At 68.4% G+C, this 19,739-nt stretch carries 22 protein-coding genes; 16 read left to right on the top strand and 6 right to left on the bottom strand.

Annotated elements, in window-relative coordinates:
* Positions 1-1,002 precede the first annotated feature (1,002 nt).
* Both AB0B82_RS29275 and AB0B82_RS29280 read left to right on the top strand, forming a co-directional pair.
* Positions 1,003-1,482 carry a regulatory protein RecX gene (locus tag AB0B82_RS29275; RefSeq protein ID WP_360175533.1) on the top strand — a complete coding sequence of 160 codons (480 nt, stop codon included), beginning with the start codon at positions 1,003-1,005 and terminating at the stop codon, positions 1,480-1,482.
* 193 nt (positions 1,483-1,675) lie between these two features.
* Positions 1,676-2,383 carry an Imm52 family immunity protein gene (locus AB0B82_RS29280; protein ID WP_360175536.1) on the top strand — a complete coding sequence of 236 codons (708 nt, stop codon included), beginning with the start codon at positions 1,676-1,678 and terminating at the stop codon, positions 2,381-2,383.
* Here AB0B82_RS29280 and AB0B82_RS29285 read toward each other — a convergent pair whose 3' ends face one another.
* Positions 2,384-3,664, bottom strand: a complete 1,281-nt coding sequence (locus AB0B82_RS29285; RefSeq protein ID WP_360175539.1) for a solute carrier family 23 protein — start codon at positions 3,662-3,664, stop codon at positions 2,384-2,386.
* Positions 3,665-3,876: 212 nt separating this feature from the next.
* On the opposite strand from AB0B82_RS29285, the gene AB0B82_RS29290 reads away from it, so the two are divergent.
* The 5 genes from AB0B82_RS29290 (at position 3,877) to AB0B82_RS29310 (ending at position 8,725) form a co-directional block, all read left to right on the top strand.
* On the top strand, positions 3,877-4,269 hold the full coding sequence (locus AB0B82_RS29290) for a hypothetical protein (RefSeq protein WP_360175542.1): 393 nt from the start codon (positions 3,877-3,879) through the stop codon (positions 4,267-4,269).
* 393 nt (positions 4,270-4,662) lie between these two features.
* The gene (locus AB0B82_RS29295) at positions 4,663-5,058 is read left to right on the top strand and encodes an antitoxin (protein WP_360175545.1); all 396 of its coding nucleotides are present in this window, start codon (positions 4,663-4,665) and stop codon (positions 5,056-5,058) included.
* Between the two features lie 271 nt (positions 5,059-5,329).
* Entirely contained in the window at positions 5,330-5,812 is a 483-nt protein-coding gene (locus AB0B82_RS29300) for a hypothetical protein (protein ID WP_360175548.1), read from the top strand.
* 715 nt (positions 5,813-6,527) lie between these two features.
* A complete protein-coding gene (gene rny, locus AB0B82_RS29305) occupies positions 6,528-8,189 on the top strand; it encodes a ribonuclease Y (protein WP_360175551.1) in 1,662 nt (553 codons plus the stop codon).
* Positions 8,190-8,221: 32 nt separating this feature from the next.
* On the top strand, positions 8,222-8,725 hold the full coding sequence (locus AB0B82_RS29310) for a GNAT family N-acetyltransferase (protein ID WP_360175554.1): 504 nt from the start codon (positions 8,222-8,224) through the stop codon (positions 8,723-8,725).
* On the opposite strand, the gene AB0B82_RS29315 is transcribed toward AB0B82_RS29310, so the two are convergent.
* The 5 genes from AB0B82_RS29315 to AB0B82_RS29335 all read right to left on the bottom strand — a co-directional run bounded on the left by AB0B82_RS29315 (position 8,722) and on the right by AB0B82_RS29335 (position 12,599).
* Positions 8,722-9,678 (bottom strand): neutral zinc metallopeptidase, encoded by a 957-nt coding sequence (locus AB0B82_RS29315; RefSeq protein WP_360175557.1) that lies wholly within the window; start codon positions 9,676-9,678, stop codon positions 8,722-8,724. The two genes, AB0B82_RS29310 and AB0B82_RS29315, sit on opposite strands and share 4 nt — an antisense overlap.
* Before the next feature lie 54 nt (positions 9,679-9,732).
* The gene (locus AB0B82_RS29320; RefSeq protein WP_360175559.1) at positions 9,733-10,020 is read right to left on the bottom strand and encodes a DUF6458 family protein; all 288 of its coding nucleotides are present in this window, start codon (positions 10,018-10,020) and stop codon (positions 9,733-9,735) included.
* Between the two features lie 70 nt (positions 10,021-10,090).
* Positions 10,091-11,254: an acyl-CoA dehydrogenase family protein gene (locus AB0B82_RS29325; RefSeq protein ID WP_360175562.1), complete on the bottom strand. Its 1,164-nt coding sequence runs from the start codon at positions 11,252-11,254 to the stop codon at positions 10,091-10,093.
* Between the two features lie 45 nt (positions 11,255-11,299).
* Complete coding sequence (locus AB0B82_RS29330; RefSeq protein WP_360175565.1) at positions 11,300-11,872, bottom strand: DUF1707 domain-containing protein; 573 nt, start codon at positions 11,870-11,872, stop codon at positions 11,300-11,302.
* A gap of 34 nt (positions 11,873-11,906) precedes the next feature.
* A complete protein-coding gene (locus AB0B82_RS29335) occupies positions 11,907-12,599 on the bottom strand; it encodes a type 1 glutamine amidotransferase (protein WP_360175568.1) in 693 nt (230 codons plus the stop codon).
* An 88-nt stretch (positions 12,600-12,687) separates the two neighbouring features.
* Between AB0B82_RS29335 and AB0B82_RS29340 the strand changes: the two genes are divergently transcribed.
* The 9 genes from AB0B82_RS29340 (at position 12,688) to trxA (ending at position 19,519) form a co-directional block, all read left to right on the top strand.
* A complete protein-coding gene (locus tag AB0B82_RS29340; protein WP_360175625.1) occupies positions 12,688-13,521 on the top strand; it encodes an FHA domain-containing protein in 834 nt (277 codons plus the stop codon).
* Between the two features lie 69 nt (positions 13,522-13,590).
* On the top strand, positions 13,591-14,802 hold the full coding sequence (gene dxr, locus AB0B82_RS29345) for a 1-deoxy-D-xylulose-5-phosphate reductoisomerase (RefSeq protein WP_360175571.1): 1,212 nt from the start codon (positions 13,591-13,593) through the stop codon (positions 14,800-14,802).
* Positions 14,799-16,106: an RIP metalloprotease gene (locus tag AB0B82_RS29350; protein ID WP_360175574.1), complete on the top strand. Its 1,308-nt coding sequence runs from the start codon at positions 14,799-14,801 to the stop codon at positions 16,104-16,106. Before dxr ends, AB0B82_RS29350 begins: the two co-directional genes overlap by 4 nt.
* A 24-nt stretch (positions 16,107-16,130) precedes the next feature.
* Positions 16,131-17,279 carry a flavodoxin-dependent (E)-4-hydroxy-3-methylbut-2-enyl-diphosphate synthase gene (gene ispG, locus AB0B82_RS29355; protein WP_360175577.1) on the top strand — a complete coding sequence of 383 codons (1,149 nt, stop codon included), beginning with the start codon at positions 16,131-16,133 and terminating at the stop codon, positions 17,277-17,279.
* A gap of 88 nt (positions 17,280-17,367) precedes the next feature.
* Positions 17,368-17,622: a DUF2191 domain-containing protein gene (locus AB0B82_RS29360; RefSeq protein ID WP_360175580.1), complete on the top strand. Its 255-nt coding sequence runs from the start codon at positions 17,368-17,370 to the stop codon at positions 17,620-17,622.
* Positions 17,619-18,041 carry a PIN domain nuclease gene (locus tag AB0B82_RS29365; RefSeq protein WP_360175583.1) on the top strand — a complete coding sequence of 141 codons (423 nt, stop codon included), beginning with the start codon at positions 17,619-17,621 and terminating at the stop codon, positions 18,039-18,041. The genes AB0B82_RS29360 and AB0B82_RS29365 overlap by 4 nt, the downstream gene beginning before the upstream one ends.
* Positions 18,038-18,586: a nucleosidase gene (locus tag AB0B82_RS29370; RefSeq protein WP_360175586.1), complete on the top strand. Its 549-nt coding sequence runs from the start codon at positions 18,038-18,040 to the stop codon at positions 18,584-18,586. Before AB0B82_RS29365 ends, AB0B82_RS29370 begins: the two co-directional genes overlap by 4 nt.
* Before the next feature lie 232 nt (positions 18,587-18,818).
* Positions 18,819-19,187 carry a MerR family transcriptional regulator gene (locus AB0B82_RS29375; protein ID WP_360175589.1) on the top strand — a complete coding sequence of 123 codons (369 nt, stop codon included), beginning with the start codon at positions 18,819-18,821 and terminating at the stop codon, positions 19,185-19,187.
* On the top strand, positions 19,184-19,519 hold the full coding sequence (gene trxA, locus AB0B82_RS29380; protein ID WP_360175592.1) for a thioredoxin: 336 nt from the start codon (positions 19,184-19,186) through the stop codon (positions 19,517-19,519). The genes AB0B82_RS29375 and trxA overlap by 4 nt, the downstream gene beginning before the upstream one ends.
* Positions 19,520-19,739 lie beyond the last annotated feature (220 nt).

The raw sequence follows: 19,739 nt of genomic DNA on the forward strand, positions 1-19,739 counted from the left end.
GACCAACCCACCGCGCCATCCGCCGAGTCCGCCGCACGCGGCTCGCGCCTTAGCGCGAACGCAGATCCCATTGATCCGTGGGACGACCAACCCACCGCGCCATCCGCCGAGTCCGCCGCACGCGGCTCGCGCCTTAGCGCGAACGCAGATCCCATTGATCCGTGGGACGACCAACCCACCACGCCATCCGCCGAGTCCGCCGCACGCGGCTCGCGCCTTAGCGCGAACGCAGACCCCATTGATCCGTGGGACGAGTTGCCCAGTACGGCGTTCGGTGAGTCCAGGGGCGGGACTTCGTCGCGTCGCACGAACGCGGACCCGATCGATCCGTGGGGTGACGACGACGCGGAGGCCGCGGCGGCGCGCGATGCGCAGGCCGAGGCTCGCTTGGCCGAAGCACGCGCCTTTGCAGCGGACACTCCAGTATCGCCTCGTGACCGATCTCCGCGCAATACGCCGGACTGGCCCGACACTCGCCGGGACCTGGCTCTCCCCGAGAGCTCCGAGGCCATGGGCGGGGGGCGGACGCAGCCGGTAACGCAACTGCGGAGCACTGCCGCCCCGCGCGACACATCGGCGAGCTTCGATCCGTGGGCAGACTTGAGCGATGAGTCCGACGAACAGCCAGACGAACAGCCAGCGGCGGATGGGCTGACGGCCGAAGCGGGAGCAGAGTCGGCGCGTGCGGCAGTCGCTTCGCAACGACGTCGTACGGGTTCCAATCGCAGCGGTGATTCGAACCAGCTCCGCGCAGGCGCTGCTGCAGCAGGTCGTGCGGAACCACGTCGCGCGGCTGACGGCGAGGAGGAAGACGCGGCCGCTGCGCGGGAGACCGCTGGACGGGGCGGTAGTAGCGCGGAGCGGCGGGCGGCGGCTCGGCGGCGTTCGGGCGGGGGATTCGGGCGACGCAAGAAGCGGCCCGCGGGTGACGAGCCGAACGGGACGGGTGATCCCGAGCAGGATGGACCGCCGGCGGATCCGCACTCGGTGGCTCGGACGATTTTGCTGGACAAGCTGACCGGGCAGCCGCGGACGAGGGCGGAGCTGGCCGATGTGCTGGCCGAGCGCGACATTCCGGATGAAGTGGCCGATGAGGTGCTGGATCGGTTCACCGAGGTCGGGCTCATCAACGATGCCGCGTTCGCCGAGGCGTGGGTGGAGTCGCGGCATCGCGGGCGCGGGCTGGGCAAGCGGGCCTTGGCGCAGGAGTTGCGGCGGCGCGGCGTCGACGATCAGTTGGCGCGCGACGCGCTCGAGGAACTCGATTCCGACCAAGAAGAGGCGACGGCGCGGGAACTGGTCCGGCGAAAGCTGCGGTCGATGCGCTCACTGGACCGGCAGGTGGCGATGCGACGCCTGCTCGGAATGCTGGCGCGCAAGGGATACCCGGGTGGGCTTGCCATGAGCGTCGTCACACAAGAACTCGATGCGGGCCACGACGAGTTCCCCCTCATCGACGACTCCGGTTTGGGCCCCGAGTAGAGGTTCGCCGTCGGCGCTACGGGTAGGTCGGTCGGGTCGGTGCCTGGGTCGCTCGACGTATGCGCGGATGTGCGGGCACCCGGGTTGGACGCGTCCTGGATCTCGCTGACGCGGAACGATCCGCGAGCGCGGCGTTGCCGCCGCGGTTGGCTGAGCAGCGGGGGAGGCTCCCTGTTCGGGATACGTTGGTCCGATGCCATCGGGATACGGGAACGAAGAGTTGATGGCGCGCGGCTTCTGGGGGCCGCGACAGGAGTCGGCGGAGCCGCTCGCCGATCGGTTGGTGGGATTCCTGTGGGGCCTGGACGGCGCGATCGGGGAGACCTTGCGGTGGTCGTCGTCGCGCCCGCCAGGCAAGCCGATCGCCGAGCCTGTGCATGCTCTGCAGATGCTCGCGGATGCGTTCGATGGCAATACCGACGCTCCGCATCTCGGGGTCACCCAGTCGTACCAGGGCCGCGGAGAGAAGACGGGGGATGCGTCGATCACGATGAGCGTGGGCGGATTCTCCGACTCCCCGAATGTGCGGAACTCCGTCGTCCTGAAGTGGCGTGACGGTGTCGACGTGGCGGGCGTGATCCTGCGACAGTTGGTTTCGGCGTGGGATCCGGACTGGGCGGCGGTGGCGCCGAGATCCTTCCAGCGCGCGATGACCGAGGTACAGCCCGTGGGCAGCCCCGGCCCGAAGCTCGGGTGCCTGACGTACCTCTCCGAGGGAAGAGCGCAGGCGCTGCCGGGTGGGATGGACAAGTACGTCGAGAAACTCGACAACGGTGGTGTCGTCATCGGCTCCGGCGAGGGTGACGGCTTCCTGTCCCTCGACAAGGCAACCGAGCTCGTCGAGATGCTCGGCAGTGGCACGGCGCTCTCGCCGGTACCCACCGACCGGAGCAAGTACTGACTAGCGGCGTAGGCGGGCCAGTGCGGTCATCCCGTGGTAGATCACGACTGCGGCGATGGTGCCCAACGCGATGCCGGTGAAGGTGAGGTCGCCGAAGGTCAGGGTGAGGTTGCCGATACCGATGATCAGGGCGACGGCGGCGGTGAACTGGTTGACCGGATCGGCGAAGTTGACGCGGTTGTCCAGCCAGATCCGGATGCCGATCAGGCCGATGAGACCGTAAAGCGCGATCGTGATCCCGCCGAGTACGCCGGCCGGGACCGTGTTCAGCAGGGCACCGAATTTCGGTGACAGCGACAACAGAATCGCAACCACACCGGCGACCCAGTAGGCGGCCGTGGAGAAGACTCGGGTGGCCGTCATCACGCCGATGTTCTCGCCGTACGTCGTGGTCGCCGAGCCGCCGAAACCGCCCGCGATGGTGGTGGCGAGGCCGTCGGCGAACAGGGCGCGCCCGGTCTCGCGGTTGATGGTGTCGTCGTCGGCGAGGTGGGCGACGCTGCGGACGTGGCCGACGTTCTCGGCGACGAGGACGAGGACGACCGGCAGGAACATCGGTACCACCGACCAGGTGACATCGGGCGTGGCGAAATCGGGGAGACCGAACCAGGCCGCCGCTTTGAACCCGGAGGTGTCGACCTGGCCGGTGATGAGCGCAGCGACGTAACCGACGACGACTCCGACGAGGATCGAGAGCCGGGCGACCAGGCCGCGGAAGGCGACGGACACGATCAGGACGGTGCCCAGCGTGATCGCGGCGACCAGGACCGAGTGGTTGTCGGGCTTGGCCGGGTTACCGCCGACCACGTTGTTGGTGGCGGCACCGGCCAGGTTGAGACCGATCAGCGCGACGATGGCACCGGTGACCACCGGCGGCATCAGCGCCTCGATCCACCCGGTGCCGGTGACCATCACGATCACGCCGACCAGCGCCAGCAGCGCACCGGTGACCATGATCCCGAAGAGCGCCGGCCCCATCCCGCCGCCGCCCATCGCCGCACCGATCGGTGCGATGAATGCGAACGACGAGCCGAGGTAGCTGGGCAGCCGGTTGCGGGTGATGAGGAGGAACAGCAGCGTGCCGAGACCGGAGAAGAACAGCGTCGTGGTCGGCGGGAACCCGGTCAGCAGCGGCACCAGGAACGTGGCGCCGAACATCGCCACCACATGCTGGCCGCCGAAGCCGATCGTCCGGGGCCAGCTCAGCCGCTCGCCGGGCTTGACGATCGCACCCTCACGGACGTTCCTGCCGTTCTCGTGCAAGTCCCAAGCGGATCGCATCTCACACCCTTCCGTTCGTGCGCGACGCGGTCCGCCGCCAGCCGAGAACGATAAGGCCGGGATCCGCGGGCACCGACGCCAGGTCCTCAGTAAGGCCGCGGACCGTCCACCGCACGCGGGGCGCGCGGCGGCTTCTCCGTGAAGGCCGGGTTTGCGTGTGGGGCCGTGGTTGTGGGCCGGATGCGGCACCGAGGGGGAGTAGCGTCGGCGGTATGGCGAGCCTGGGTGATGTCGAGCGGTTGATTTCGAGGTTGCCGGAGACCGAGGAGACCTCTCGGTACGGGATGCGGTCCTGGACGGTCGGGGGCAAGGCGTACGCGTGGGAGCGGCCGTTCAGCAAGGCTGACGTGAAGCGGTACGGGGACGAGACGCCGCCGGACGGGCCGATTTTGGCGCTCGCGGTCGAGGACCTCGCCGAGAAGGAGGCCGTGCTCGCAGCGCGGGCGGGCGACGGGTTCTTCACAATTCCGCATTTCGACGGGTACGCCGCTGTGCTGGTTCAGCTGGATCGGGTGTCGGCGGACGTACTGGAGGAGGCGTTGCTCGACGCGTGGCTGGTCTACGCGCCGGCGGAGGTCGCTCAGGCGCATCTGAGGTCCGAATAGCTACGGACCTCCGCGAGGCGCAGAAGGCAGCGGGCAGAAGGGCAGCGGGCAAGAAGGCAGCGGGCGGAAGGCCGCGGGCAAGAAGGCGGCGGGCAAGAAGGCAGCGGGCAAGAAGGCAGCGGGCAGAAGGCGCAGGCCCGCAGGCGGAGGGCAGGGCCGGTCGGCCGGGTTCTGGCGTTCTGTTGCGGGAGTCGTGGGGTCGCATCGGTCGGAAAGACATGGTCACGCGCGGTGAGATGTTACGGACGGTGATGTGAGTTCGGGACGTGCGGCGCGGCGAGTGGCGTTGACGGGTGCGGCGTGACGGTGTGTTATCCGAAGTAGGACCTGTTTTTGGGCTGGTCCGTAGGCTGTGATTTTCGTCGATCCGCCCCACACAACGCGGAGGGTGCAATGAACGATTTTCAGGAACAGGCGAAGAACTGGCTCCGGAATGTCGTCAAGCAGAACCCGGACAAGATCAAGGCCGGTGTCGAAAAGGCCGGCGATCTGATCGACAAGCAGACCGGCGGGAAGTACGCGGAGAAGGTCGACTCGGTCCAGCGCAAGGTCGGCGACTACGTCGACAAGAGCTCTGACGACGCCACGGGCTCGGCCACTGCGGATCCCACCGAGTCCTCCGCGCCGCAGTCGAGCAGCACTGCGGCTGGCGGCACCGCGGGCGCGGCCGGCACCTCCGAGGCGGACACATCCGGGGCACCCACCACTGGATCGGCGGCCGAGCGCTCAACAGCAGACGCGGCCGACGGGCCGGACGCTGCCCCCGACTCCGGCCGCAGCGGCAGGTAGCCGCCTGGTCGGCTCGCCGTCACCCCGCCCGCCGCATGCCGATCGGGTGGGTAGGCACTCCCTGCCGGTCCACGCGGCGGCCCAGCACTTCAGTAGGCCCCTCCGGCTCGACAAGCGTGCGTGAGAGCCTGCGCGCCTTACGCGGGCTCCTGTGCGGACACGCGGATAGGTAGCCCGGACCGACTTGCCTGTCGATGTCAAGGAGGCGCGCCGACGCTGGTCGCGGTTAGTGATTGCCTGACTCTATGCTGTCACCGTTCGGGAGGATGGCATGGGGCGCTCGAGGCGGCGGAGGTCTGCGCACTTCAAGTCGTGGGGGCTGGTGCTGGCCGCAGCGGCCGGGCTCGCCGCCTCCGTGCAGCAGTGGTCGGCGACGGCCATCGTGCTGGGCATCCTCCTGCTGTACGTCGCCGTACTGCGGGAGGTGCGTTGCCGGGTCGAGACGACCAAGCACCGGCCGTGCGGCAAGCTCGCGCGGGGGACGTTCGGGACTTGCGAACTCCACGTGGGGTACAAACGTGGCCTCCCCAAGCTCGTCAGGGGGCAGGGCTTCGTCGGTCTGCCGACGTTCATGTGGCCCCGGGACTGGTACGACGGAGTTGTGGCGGTGCGGGCTGAGCCGGAGCCGGCGCCCGGGCGTGCTTCGACGTCGAAGGCTGCGCGGCCCGCTGGCGATCGCTGGAGTCTGTTGCTGGGAGTCGGCGGACTGCTCGTCGCGTTGGTCGGGGTCGTCCGTGACTTCGTCGCGGGCTGAACCGAACAAGCCCACTGATGAACAGACCAGCCGGCTCGCTGGTCCGGGACGAGATCCGTGATCGGGCGGACGAGTGTCCGCCTTGACCGGGTGGTGGGGCGCGCTTAGCCTCGGCATCAGGAAGGGACGAAATCCACCGTTTGGTGACAGACATAAGGAACGGCGGGCCGGTGAAACGGTTGGCCGGGAGAACGCAACCACGCTCGACCGAGCTGAAGGAAGGCCGACGGCGCGCCGTCGGGACAGGCGGCACCGCAGGCATCATCCGCACGGCGTGAGCCGGGTGGGCGAGCGGCGGAGCCATCGTGGTCTCCGAGGTATTCGACGGCGACGCACGGTGATCAGGCATCAGTTGAACGGATCCGAAAACCAGGTCAAGAAAATCTGAGTCGAGAAGCACCACCACGCCAAGAACAACAGCGTCCGGACAAACGCATTCAGAACCACAGCGTTCGAGACAGCAGGCGTTCGAGACAGCAGGTTTTCGGGACCGGCAAGGCAACGGGAAACAAGCCTCGGAGCCGGGCAGTACGCCGATTCACCGCAGGCACCGCCGGCGCAGGCAGCACCGGTACCGTCTCCGCCGAGGCGGCGCCGCGTACCGCCGTACCCTGGTGATGCCTTACCAACGGCCGGCGGCCGAGCGGCCGAGTGGCTGATCCCTTCGACCGATGGCCACAGTCCCGCGTGGACTCGACGGAGAGGGGAGACGCCGATGACTGCGATGTCCGTTGGCCTGGCCCTGATCGGATTGCTGATCGCCGGACTGCTGGCCTGGATCGGCCTGAACCTCTCCCGCCGGAAAGCCGCCGATACCCAACTCGAGCGTGAGGAGGCCGCGCAGCTCGTCGCGGGGGCGGAGGCCGCGGCCGAGCGGGTACACCGCCAGGCCGAGGAGGACGCCGCCGTACTGCGGACCCGGGCCGAGGCGGCCGAGCGCCGTGCCGAGGAGATTCGCCGGGAGGCAGAAGACCGGGCGTCGGAGGTACGGCGGGACGCGGAGCAGCGCGCGTCGGAGGTACGGCGGGAAGCCGAGGCGGAGGCCCAGTCGATCCGCGACGATCTGCGTGAGCAGCGCCTCGAGATGGAGCGCCGTGAGCACCGCCTCACCGAACGCGAGGAGCGGCTCGACGAGCAGCACCGCGCGTTCGAGGCGCGCCAGGCCGAGCTCGCCGCGCAGCTGGCCGAGCTGGAGCAGCGCAAGCAGGAGATCAAGGACCTCGAGGACGAGCGCCGCCGCATCCTCGAAGGGGTCGCGAACCTGACGACCGAGCAGGCGCGCGCCGAATTGGTGGCGTCGATCGAGGACGAGGCCAAGCGGCACGCGCACACGATCGTCCGCGAGATCGAGCGGCAGGCGCTGGACGAGGGCGAGGTGAAGGCGCGCAAGATCATCACCGGCGCGGTGCAGCGGCTGGCGTCGGAGCAGACCAGCGAGTCGGTCGTGTCGGTCGTGCATCTGCCGAGTGACGACATGAAGGGCCGGATCATCGGCCGTGAGGGCCGCAACATCCGCTCGTTCGAGCAGACCACCGGCGTCAACCTGATCATCGACGACACCCCGGAGGCCGTGCTGCTGTCGTGCTTCGACCCGGTCCGTCGGGAGACCGCACGGCTGACGCTGGACTCGCTGGTGCTGGACGGCCGGATTCATCCGAGCCGGATCGAGGAGATCTACGAGCGCAGCAAGGGCGAGGTCGCGGAGCTGTGTGAGCGGGCCGCCGAGGACGCGATGGCCGAGGTCGGGATCACGGACCTGCACCCGGAGCTCGTCCGCACGATGGGCCTGCTGCGGTACCGGACGTCGTACGGGCAGAACGTGCTCAAGCACCTGGTCGAGTCCGCGCACATCGCGGGCATGATGGCGGCCGAGCTCGGACTGGATCCGAAGCTGTGCAAGCGCGGCGCGTTCCTGCACGACATCGGCAAGGCGCTCACGCACGAGTCCGAGGGCAGTCATGCGATCGTCGGTGCGGAGCTGGCGCGCAAGTACGGCGAGGCCGACGACGTCGTGCACTGCATCGAGGCGCACCACAACGAGGTTGAGGTGCGCACCGTCGAGGCCGTCCTGACCCAGGCCGCGGACGCGGTGAGCGGCGGCCGGCCCGGTGCGCGGCGCGAGTCGCTGGAGGCGTACGTGCAGCGGCTCGAGCGACTCGAGGAGATCGCGATGCAGCACGACGGCGTGGAGAAAGTGTTCGCGATGCAGGCCGGTCGCGAGATCCGCGTGATGGTGCTGCCGGACGCGGTCGACGACATCGCCGCGCAGGTGATGGCGCGCGACATCGCGAAGCAGGTCGAGGAGGAGCTCACGTACCCGGGCCAGATCCGGGTGACCGTCGTGCGCGAGTCCCGCGCGACCGAGGTCGCCAAGTAGCCCCACCCACCTATCCGAGCCGAGTCGTGGAGATGCAGACCGTCCTTGTCGAGCCCGCCACCCGAACCGACGTCGACCGGATGATCGGCGCGCTCCCGCACGCGCCGGCCGCGCAACACCACATCCGGGCCCGTTGGGACATCCAACAATCCGGCGAGGGCGTCTACCTGGTCGCACGCCGCGACGGTGAGATCGTCGGGCAGACGGTGCTGCTGCGGCACTCGAAGTACGCCGAGGTGCGCGCCGACGCCGATCCCGCCGAGATCAACGCGCTGCACGCCTACGTCCAGCGCCAAGGCATCGGTACGGCGATCATCCGCACGGCCGAGGAAATCGCCGCCCACGAGTGGAACCGGCCGGCGATCGGACTCGGCGTCGGCCTCGACAACGACCCGGCGCGCATCCGCTACGAACGGCTGGGCTACGAGCCGTGGTCAGGTCCGCGCGTCATCGACCATTGGACGGAGCAGGACGCGGACGGCACCGTCGTACGAACGCACAGCGATCCCTGCGACTACTTGCTGAAGTACCTCTAGGAAACGGTGCCTGCCGATGCCGTGAAGGTGTTGCAGGCCGATGCCGACCCGGCGTCGAAGCCCCGGCGAGTCCAGCGGCTGTGGTTCTTGGCGCTGCCGTGGTCGCGCTTGGTGCCCCACTCGTCGCCGCGGTTCCGGATGGTCCACAGGTACCGCGTTCGCCACGCGCCGCTGACCGGGAAGTAGCTGCGGTCCGCACCGAGGTACGCGCCGCTGAGGCAGGACGCCTGCAGCTCGACGCGGCGGCTTTCCTGCAGCGTGGCATCCACGCCGTTGAGGTACGTCGTACGCGTCCAGGAGGCAGCGCTGATACCGACGAGACGCTGGATGTGGTGCGCATACTCGTGCGCGATCAGATGGGCCATCGTGGTACGGGTCCAGAGCCGGTCGTACTTGCGGTAGTTGTCCATGTCGTACGTCGCGTTCATCGAGATCACGCCGTTGCCGCAGTACGCCGCGGAGTCCTGCACGTCGCACGAAGTACGGAGCTTGCCGGTGAAGACCTCGAGCCGCGGCGACTGGAAGGTGAAACCGGCCTTCACGATCACCGGCTTCCAGGTCTTGTCCAGGCAGGCGATCGACTGGGCGTAGTACTTGCGGACGTTGGCGACCGAGGTCGGCCGGACCGACGGCTCCTTGCAGCGTGACGCGGGCAGCCGGCCGACCCGGTAGAGCGGGTTCTGGGCGACGATCCGCAACTTCTCCGCGAGCAGCTTCTGCGTCGGGTCGACCGTGCGCGTCGGCGTCGTTCGCGTCGGGCTGGTCAGCGTCGGGCTGGACGTCGGCCGCGGCGCGCGCGTCGGGGTCGGGGTGGGTGTCGCGGTGCGAACTGTCGACGTACGGGCCACCAGCACCTCGTCGGCGTCGCGGAACTGCCGAGCGGCGATCACACCGGCCGCGGCGAGTACTGCGACGACAGAGACAGCCGCTACCGCACCGGCCTGCGCATTCACGGGCGGCAGCTTAGCCACCCTACGGTGTAACTGCCGCTTTGTCGCACCAAGGTTTTACGGCTGCTTGTCCTTCAGGTGCGCCGGCGTGACGTCGATCGGCTCGTCGGCCACGCGGCGTGGCGGCGCGGTGCGGTACTGCTTCTCGACCGCCGGGTCGATGACCTCCGCCGTGCCGCGCGGTCGGCGGTTGGCGAGGTGGTAGGACAACCAGATGCCGGCCGCGCCGCCGAGCATGATGATGATCCCGAGGGCGGTCAGATTGAGCGCGTCGGACGTGTCCCGGACGGCGAACGCGATGACGGCGCCGATCACGATGAGTGCGATACCGGCCCCGATGCGCATAGAGCTGCTCCTTCCGTACGCGGAGTAGTCGATCTCACTCCCCGTGCCCAGAACGGAGGCAGGATATGCGTCAGCGGAACGCCGATTGCCCGGTGAGCGCCTGGCCGATGACGAGTTGATGCACCTCGGAGGTGCCTTCGTAGGTCAGTACGGACTCGAGGTTGTTGGCGTGCCGCATGATCGGGTACTCGCCGCTGGTGCCGTTCGCGGCCAGGATCGTGCGGCATTCGCGGGCGATCGCGATCGCCTCGCGGACGTTGTTCAGTTTGCCGACCGAGACCTGCTCGGGGCGCAGCGTGCCCTGCTCCTTCAGCCGGCCGAGATGGACGGCGAGCAGGATGCCCTTGTTCAGCTCGACCGCCATGTCGGCCAGCTTCGCCTGCGTCAACTGGTACGCCGACAGCGGCTTGTCGAAGACGATCCGCTCACCCGCGTACGTGACTGCGGTCTCGAGGCAATCGCGCGCCGCGCCCATCGCGCCGAAGATGATGCCGAACCGGGCCTCGTTCAGGCAGCCGAGCGGGCCGGACAAACCACGGGCCTCGGGCAACATCGCCGAAGCCGGCAGCCGGACGTCGTCGAGCACCAGCTCGGACGTCACCGAGGCGCGCAGCGACAGCTTCTGCTTGATCTCCGGCGCCGAGAAACCAGGCGTGGACGTCGGTACGACGAAGCCGCGGACGCCGTCGTCGGTGCGCGCCCAGACCACCGCGACGTCGGCCACCGAGCCGTTGGTGATCCACATCTTCGAACCGTTGAGGATCCAGTCGCCGCCGTCGCGGCGGGCGTTGGTACGCATCCCGGCCGGGTTCGATCCGAAGTCGGGTTCGGTCAGGCCGAAGCAGCCGATCGCCTCGCCCGCGGACATCCGGGGGAGCCACTCGTTCTTCTGTTCTTCGCTGCCGTACTTCCAGATCGCGTACATCGCCAGCGAGCCCTGCACGGACACCAGCGAGCGCATACCCGAGTCGGCTGCCTCGATCTCGAGGCACGCCAGCCCGTAGGCGACCGGTCCGAGACCGGCGCAGCCGTACCCGGTCAGGTGCATCCCGAGGAACCCGAGCGCACCCAGCTCGTTGGCCAGCTCGCGCGCCGGAATCGAGGCCGTTTCGAACCACTCCGGCAACGAAGGCCGCAACCGCTCGTCCGCGAACCGCCGCGCGGCCGCCCGGACGTCAACCTCCTCCGTCGTCAGCAAGGAGTCGACGTCCACCAAATCCAACGAACCGGTCATGTGCTCACGCTAGCCGCTCGCCCCCCGAACAGGCTGTGCAGCGGCTCACTTGCGGTACCAGGGCCACCACCAGTGGCGTTTGCGGGGATGGCGGACGACGACGCTGGCGTGGTGCGCCTTGCCGGTGACGTGGAGCCGGACGCCGCCGGGGCGCGGGGCGACAGCCTTGTTCTTTGCGCTGCTGTGGACGGTCTCGACCTGGTCGATGTCGACGGTCCAGCCTTCCGGGATCACCATCACGACCGAGCTGTGGATGGCGTGCGCGTCGACGTAGATGTCGGACCAGTGCACGACGGCGTCGGTGAAGTCGAGCTTCACCGAGGAGTGTTCCGCGATCGCCTTCATCTGCTCGGGGACGACCCATGCGCCCTCACGCTTCTGCGCGCTGTGCCGCGCGCGCAGCGTCAGGTCCTTCGCGCTGCCGTGCGCGACCGGCATCAGGTCCGCGGTGGCGTTGCGGAGCTCCAGCTGGGTCTTCGCCGAGTAGATCTGGGTCAGCCGCTCGTCCAGCTCCTCGAAGTCCAGCCGGCCGTCGGTATGAGCCTCCTGGACCACAGCTGCGGCGCGCTCACGGTCGTTGTCGGAAGCCCGGTGCTCGGGCGGCTGCTGCAGGCTCATGCTGCCAAAGGTAGCGCCATTCACTGACGGCGGCTCAGCCGATGAGCGACAAGAACCTACCGACGACGCCCGACCAGGTCTTCTCCAGCTCGACGGCGTACTGTTCCGCGCCCGCCACCACGGTCTCCGGGTCGAATCCGAGCGCGCGCAGTCGCTCCGGCTCCCAGCGCCGTACCCGCTCTGCTTCTACCTCCGGATGAAACTGCAGACCCCAGCTCTGGCCGATCCGCAGCATCTGGTTGGTGCAGCGGTCACTGGACATCAGCAGTACGGCGTCGTCCGGCAGGCGGGTGATCTGGTCCTGGTGGCTCTCGATCGCGTGCACCGTGGTGGGCAGCCCGGCGAGCAGTACGTCGTCCGCGGCCGCGGGCAGCACGGTCAACGGCGTCACACCCTTCTCCGGCTGCCCGTACTTGCCCTGCACCGCACCGCCGAAGGTGTGCGCGAGCAGCTGCCCGCCAAGGCAGATCCCGAGCACCGGCACCCGCCCGTGGGCGTCGCGCAGCAGTGCCCGCTCGGCCGGCAACCACGGCGACCGCTCGTCTTCGTCCGGCAGCATCCCGCCGCCGAGCAGGATCAGCGCCGCATGCCCGTCGACGGTCGCGGGTACGGGTTCGCCGTCCCAGGCGCGGACCACGACCGGGGACAGGTTCCGGGCGTCCAGCCAGTCCAGGAGGCGTCCCGGGCCGCTGTCCCGATCATTCTCGATGATGAGCACAGAAGTCACGCGGCAACGGTACGCGGCACACCGAGGATCGCCGTACCCACGTCGCAGTTCCTGGATACTGGAGCATTGGGGAGCACTGGGGGTGCCGATGGAACCAGTCAGCGGATTCGTACGGGCCGTTGTCGGAGATGTGGCGTTCATCTTCGGCAAGGGCCTCGTCGGCGCGTATCTGCTGGCGCGCCGCAACGGATGCGCCCGGCCGCGGCTCGACCTGCTGGTGCGGTCGCACGGCCAGTACGTCCCGCTGACGGTGCCCGAGGGCACGGTCACGACGATTGGCCGGCTGGTCGGGCTGGACGAGATCCGGCCCGCTCCGATGATCACAGTGGAGTTCACCCCCGGCGACTCCGGCGCCGAGGCGCACCTGTCCGCGCACAACGCGGTCATTGTCACGATCACCGACGTGAGTCACCGCGAGTACGACGCGGTAGTACTGACAACCTCTCTCGGCGAGGCGACGTACGCGCAGCTGCCGCCGGGGTACTACCACGTCTCTGTCGTCGTCATCGACGAGTACGGCGACCTGCTGCAGGGGTACGCCGCACAGCACAACCTGCATGTGGACAAGGGCGACGACCTGATCGTCTCGCTGTCGATCCGGACCGCCGGGGTGGCGGAGGTCGCGGCGGCGCTGGAGACCGGTCCGCACGCCGCACTGCTCGGTGGGAGCGGTGACGTCGTACCGCTGCTGGACCTGGTCCGGATCGGGCGGGCACCGGACTGTGACCTGATCCTCGACCGTCAGGAGATCAGCCGGCACCACGCCGAGCTGCTGCGCATCGACGCGGCCGCCTACGAGCTGCGGGACCTCGGGTCGACCAACGGCACCCGGTTGAACGGCAAGACGATCGAGACCGCGATGGTCGGCCACGGCGACGAGATCCGGCTCGGAGCCGTCCCGTTCACGCTGCTGATGTCCTGAGCTGTCACGCCGGACTCGCAGCGAGTGACCCGGGTCGGGCCTGACGCCCTGACCTGGAACAATGGCGCCGTGAACCCGCGTAGCGTCGTCATCCTCGGCTCGACCGGCTCGATCGGTACCCAGGCGCTCGAGCTGATCGGACGGAACCGGGACCGTTTCCGCGTCCTGGCGCTGTCCGCGGGCGGTGACAACGTGGCGCTGCTGGCGGAGCAGGCGCTCGAGTTCGGTGTCGAGGTCGTTGCCGTGGCGAAGGCCACAGTCGCGCAGGACCTGCAGCTCGCGTTCTACGCCGAGGCGCAGCGCAAGGGGTACGCGCAGGGCGAGTTCCGGATCCCGAAGATCGTCACCGGTCCGGACGCGTCGAGTGAGCTGGCCACAATGCGGTGTGACGTAGTCCTCAACGGCATCAACGGCTCCGTCGGACTGCACGCGACCCTGGCCGCGCTGGACGCCGGTAACACCCTCGCACTCGCGAACAAGGAGTCGCTCGTGATCGGCGGGCCGATCGTGACGCGTCGCGCCAAGCCGGGGCAGATCGTGGCGGTCGACTCCGAGCACAGCGCGATCGCGCAGTGCCTGCGCGGCGGTTCGGCGGACGAGGTGCGCAAGCTGCTGCTGACGGCGAGCGGCGGGCCGTTCCTCGGCAAACCGCGCAGCGAACTGGCGCAGGTCACGGTCGAGCAGGCCCTCGACCACCCGAACTTCGCCATGGGCCCGGTCGTCACGATCAACTCCGCGACGCTGGTGAACAAGGGCCTCGAGCTGATCGAGGCGCAGCTGCTGTTCGGCATCCCGATGGACCGGATCGACGTGGTCGTGCACCGGCAGCAGGCGATCCACTCGATGGTGGAGTTCCACGACGGCTCCACGATCGCGCAGGTCGGCGTACCGACGATGACGGTGCCGATTGCGCTCGCGCTGGGCTGGCCCGACCGGATACCGGACGCGTCGCCGCCGTGGGACTGGGCCGAGGCGAGCACCTGGACGTTCGAGCCGGTCGATCACGCAGCGTTTCCGTCGGTCGCGCTGGCCCGCGAGGCGGGGACCCGCGGCGGTACCGCGCCGGCGGTGTTCAACGCGGCGAACGAGGTCTGTGTGCAGGCGTTCCGGGACGGCCGGCTGCCGTTCCTGGCGATCGTCGACACAGTGGCCCGGGTCGTGACCGATCACGACGTACCCTCGTATGAGGAACTGTCCGTCGACGACGTGCTCGCAGCGGACGCGTGGGCCCGGCAGCGGGCCCGGGAGATCACCGGAGTACAGGAGACCCAGCAGGTATGAGCGTGCTTCTCACCGTCCTCGGCATCGTGCTGTTCGTGGCCGGGGTGCTGATCTCCGTGGCGCTGCACGAGCTCGGGCACATGCTCCCGGCCAAGGCGTTCGGGATGAAGGTCACGCAGTTCTTCGTGGGCTTCGGGCGGACGCTGTGGTCCACCAAGCGCGGCGAGACCGAGTACGGCATCAAGGCGATCCCGGCCGGCGGTTTCGTCCGGATCATCGGCATGATGCCGCCCGCCAAGGGCCAGGACCCGACGAAGGTGCGCAAGGCCAACACCGGGCCGATCCAGTCGATGGTCGAGAACGCGCGCTCCGCGGAGTACGAGACGATCTCGCCCGAGGACAACGGCCGGCTCTTCTACCAGAAGGTGTGGTGGAAGAAGCTGATCGTGATGGCCTCCGGCCCGCTGGTCAACGTGCTGATCGCGGCGGTGCTCTTCACCGGCCTCTTCACGCTGTACGGCGCTCGCGTGCCGCAGACCACCATCGCCACCGTGACCGACTGCGTGATCCCCGCCGACCAGGCGACGCCGGACCGGAAGTGCCAGGACGGCGACAAGGTCTCGCCGGCCAAGCAGGCCGGGTTCCAGATCGGCGACCGGATCGTGTCGTTCAACGGCACCGAGATCACCAGCTGGGACCAACTGACCCCGCTGATCCGCGCGAACACCGACCAGGCCGCGACGATCGTTGTCGAGCGCAACGGTGAGCAGAAGACGCTGCGCACCACCACGATCATCAACCAGGTCCAGGACACGCCGGGTTCGGACAAGTTCGTCTCGGTCGGCTTCCTCGGCGTCTCGCCGGAGAACAAGCTCGAGCGGCAGAGCGTCGGGTACGCGTTCGACCAGATGGGCACCTACACCGTCGCCACCGTGCAGGCGCTGGGCCGGTTCCCAGAGAAGCTGGTCGGCGTCGCGAAGTCGATCGCCGGCGGTCAGCGCGACCAGGACAGCCCGATGAGCGTCGTCGGCGCCAGCCGGGTGGCGGGTGAGATCGCCTCCAGCGACCTGGATGTCGGTGCCAAGGGCGCCAGCCTGGTGATGCTGCTCGCCTCGCTGAACCTGTTCCTCGCGCTGTTCAACTTCATCCCGCTGCTGCCGCTGGACGGCGGTCACATGATCGGCGCGATCTGGGAAGGCATCCGGCGCGGCTTCGCCAAGCTGTTCGGCCGGCCGGACCCCGGGTACGTCGACGTGGCCAAGCTGCTGCCGATCGCCTACGTCGCGGCCAGCGTGATCGTGGTGATGGGTGTGCTGCTCGTCATCGCCGACATCGTCAACCCCATCAAGCTGTTCAACGGCTGATCCACCCAACGAATCAAAGGAATCATGAGCATCAACCTGGGCATGCCCGCGCTGCCGCCGCCGACCCTCGCGCCACGGCGCAAGACCCGCCAGATCAAGGTCGGCAGCGTGCTGGTCGGCGGTGACGCACCGGTGTCGGTGCAGTCGATGACCACCACGCCGACGAACGACGTCAACAAGACGCTGCAGCAGATCGCCGAGCTGACCGCCGCCGGCTGCGACATCGTCCGCGTTGCGTGCCCGCGCCAGGAGGACGCCGACGCGCTGAAGGAGATCGCGCAGCACTCGCAGATCCCGGTGATCGCCGACATCCACTTCCAGCCGAACTACGTGTTCGCCGCGATCGAGGCCGGCTGCGCCGCGGTCCGGGTGAACCCGGGCAACATCAAGAAGTTCGACGACCGGGTCAAGGACATCGCCCAGGCCGCGAAGGACCACGGTACGTCGCTGCGCATCGGCGTGAACGCCGGCTCGTTGGACAAGCGGCTGCTGGAGAAGTACGGCAAGGCGACGCCCGAGGCGCTCGTCGAGTCGGCCGTCTGGGAGGCGTCGCTGTTCGAGGAGCACGACTTCCACGACTTCAAGATCTCGGTCAAGCACAACGACCCGGTCGTGATGGTGCAGGCGTACGAGATGCTCGCCGAGCGCGGCGACTGGCCGCTGCACCTCGGTGTCACCGAGGCCGGGCCGGCGTTCCAGGGCACGATCAAGTCGTCGGTCGCGTTCGGTGCGCTGCTGTCGAAGGGCATCGGTGACACGATCCGGGTTTCGCTGTCCGCGCCGCCGGTCGAGGAGGTCAAGGTCGGCCTGCAGATCCTGCAGTCGCTGAACCTGCGTGAGCGGAAGCTCGAGATCGTCTCCTGCCCGTCCTGCGGTCGCGCCCAGGTCGACGTGTACACGCTCGCCGAGCAGGTCACCGCCGGCCTCGAGGGCATGGAGGTGCCGCTGCGCGTCGCGGTCATGGGCTGCGTCGTCAACGGCCCCGGCGAGGCCCGCGAGGCCGACCTCGGTGTGGCGTCCGGCAACGGCAAGGGCCAGATCTTCGTGAAGGGCGAGGTCATCAAGACCGTCCCCGAGTCCGCCATCGTCGAGACCCTGATCGAAGAAGCGATGCGCATCGCCGAGACCATGGAACCCACCGAATCCGGCGAACCCACCGTCTCCGTCAGCTGATTCGCACCACACAGACCTCCGGTCTGGTGCAGTCCAGCCCTTCTTCCTGGTGTCTACGCGGGGAGAATCGTGGTGTACGTTGAGATGCATGACCCGCATCTCGGTGGACGTGAACGACGAGTGGCTGGATGCTGCCCGCGCCGAGCTTGGCACCGACAGCAAGGTCGACACAATCAACGCCGCCCTGCACGAGTTCGCCCGGCGTAAGCGGGCGCGGGATCTGATCGCGACCCTCGACGAGGTTGAGCTCGATGTCTCGGCCTCTGCGGAAGCATGGCGGTACGGCGGTGGTCGTGACCTGTCGCGCCTCGAGCAGGATGCACGGGAGGCGCGCACCGCATGATGGCCGGTGCCGCCTACCTGGCGGACACGTCGGTCGTCGTCCTCCGTGGCCGGCACGCGTCGGTCAAGCAGCGCTTCGACACTCTGCTGCTCGAGGGCCGGATCGCCTTCTGTCAGCTGACGTTGCTCGAATGCCTGAACAATGCACCCGATCCGCGAACGTATGAGCGGATGTGGGACGACTTGCAGCAGCAACGCTGGGCGGATGTCGATACGAAGGTCATGGATCGCGCTCTGGAGGTGCATCGCCTGCTGGCTCAGAAAAGTCAACATCGTGGGTTCAAGCTGCCTGATCTCATCATCGCGGCGACGGCAGAACTGGCCGGCCTCACTGTTCTCCATTACGACGAGGACTACGACCGGATCGGCAAGGTGACGGGGCAATCGGTGGAGTGGGTCGTTGCCAAGGGGTCTGTGTGACTGAGTACCTGGTGGTGAGTGCGGTGGCGGGGGAGGCTCGGTATGTGCCTTCCGGCGTGCCGGTGGTGGTGACCGGGGTGGGGAAGACGGCGGCGGCTGTGGCGGTGAGCCGGGCGTTGGGGGAGCGGGACACGTCCGATCTGGTGGTGCTCAACGTCGGGACGACCGGGGCGTTGCGGGACGGGTTGTCGGGGTTGTTCCTGCCGAGCACCGTCATCAACCACGACGTGAACGCCGACGCCGTCCGGGCGATCGGGCTGGATCCGCAGGACGAGTTGCCGGTCGAGGGCGGTGACGGGACGGTCCTGGCGTCGGGCGATGTCTTCGTGACCGATCCCGCCGTACGGGCACGGCTCGCCGAGCGGGCGCATCTCGTCGACATGGAGGCGTACGGCGTGGTGTACGCGTGCCGCGCGTACGGCGTACCGGTCCGCGTGGTGAAACACGTCTCGGACTCGGCCGATGCCGCAGCCCTGGACTGGCCGGCCCTCGTGGACGCCAGCGCCAAGGTCCTCGGCGAATGGGTCACCGAAAACACCCCCTGACCCGACTCAGCACCCATCACCGCCCGGCGTACGCCGTCGAGTCGTGAAAATCGGCTGAGCAGAACCACCACATTCCACGACTCGGCGAACCGGGTGCCGACCAATCGCCACGATTCGATGACCGGGGAACGACCAGCCGCCGACACTCGCCGTGACCACGGACCCGGCGGGGCTAGGCTGGCTTGACCTTGACCCTGAGGGCAGGGTTTAGCGTCGGGGTGAAGGAGGCGGGATGCGGATCAGTGATCTGGCGGCCGAGGCGGGTGTGACGGTCAAGGCGGTGCGGTACTACGAGTCGCAGGGGCTGCTCAAGCCACGGCGCGAGGCCAACGGGTACCGCACGTACGACGCGCACGATGTGGTCGTGGTGCGCGAGGTGAAGGCGTTGCTGAGCCTCGGGCTGACCGCGGAGCAGACGTACCCGTTCATCGAGTGCCTGCGCGCCGGGAACGGCCGGGCGGATGTGTGCCCGGCGTCGCTGGAGGCGTACCGGACCCGGATCGCCGAGGTGGACCGGCGGATCGCCGAGCTGACCGACCTGCGGGCCCGGTTGACCGACCTCCTGACCGATGCCGAGAACTGGAGGACGAGACAACTATGAGCGACCTGCGAACTGTCGACGAGGCCACCTTCGACGAGGTGGTGCTGAAGTCCGAGAAGCCTGTGCTGGTGGACTTCTGGGCGGAGTGGTGCCCGCCGTGCCACCAGATCGCGCCGGTGCTCGCGCAGATCGGTGCCGAGCGCAACGACCAGCTGACCGTGGTGAAGCTGAACTCCGACGAGAACCCGGCGATCTCCGCCCGCTACCGGGTGATGGCGCTGCCGACCCTCGCCCTGTTCCACCGCGGCGAACTCATCTGGTCCGTCGTCGGCGCCCGCCCGAAGCACAAACTTCTCAAGGAACTGGACGACGCACTGCTGACTGCGGTGTGACCGGATCGCCAGGCCATCACAATTGCAGGCAGGTGCTGCGCCGCAGCGTGGCCCGCGCGCGAAACGCACAGTGTGATGGCCTGGCGATCCGCTAACGCGGCGTAGAACTCGGCGATCTCCAGGTTCTTCGCGCGGCTGTCGGTCAGCAGGCCCAGATGGTCGAAGCGCAGGTTCATGCAGAACAACTCCCCGGTTGCCTGGTAGCGATCTAGCATGCTAG

Origin of the sequence: Kribbella sp. NPDC048915 (assembly GCF_040649595.1) — a bacterium.
Classification (GTDB): domain Bacteria; phylum Actinomycetota; class Actinomycetes; order Propionibacteriales; family Kribbellaceae; genus Kribbella.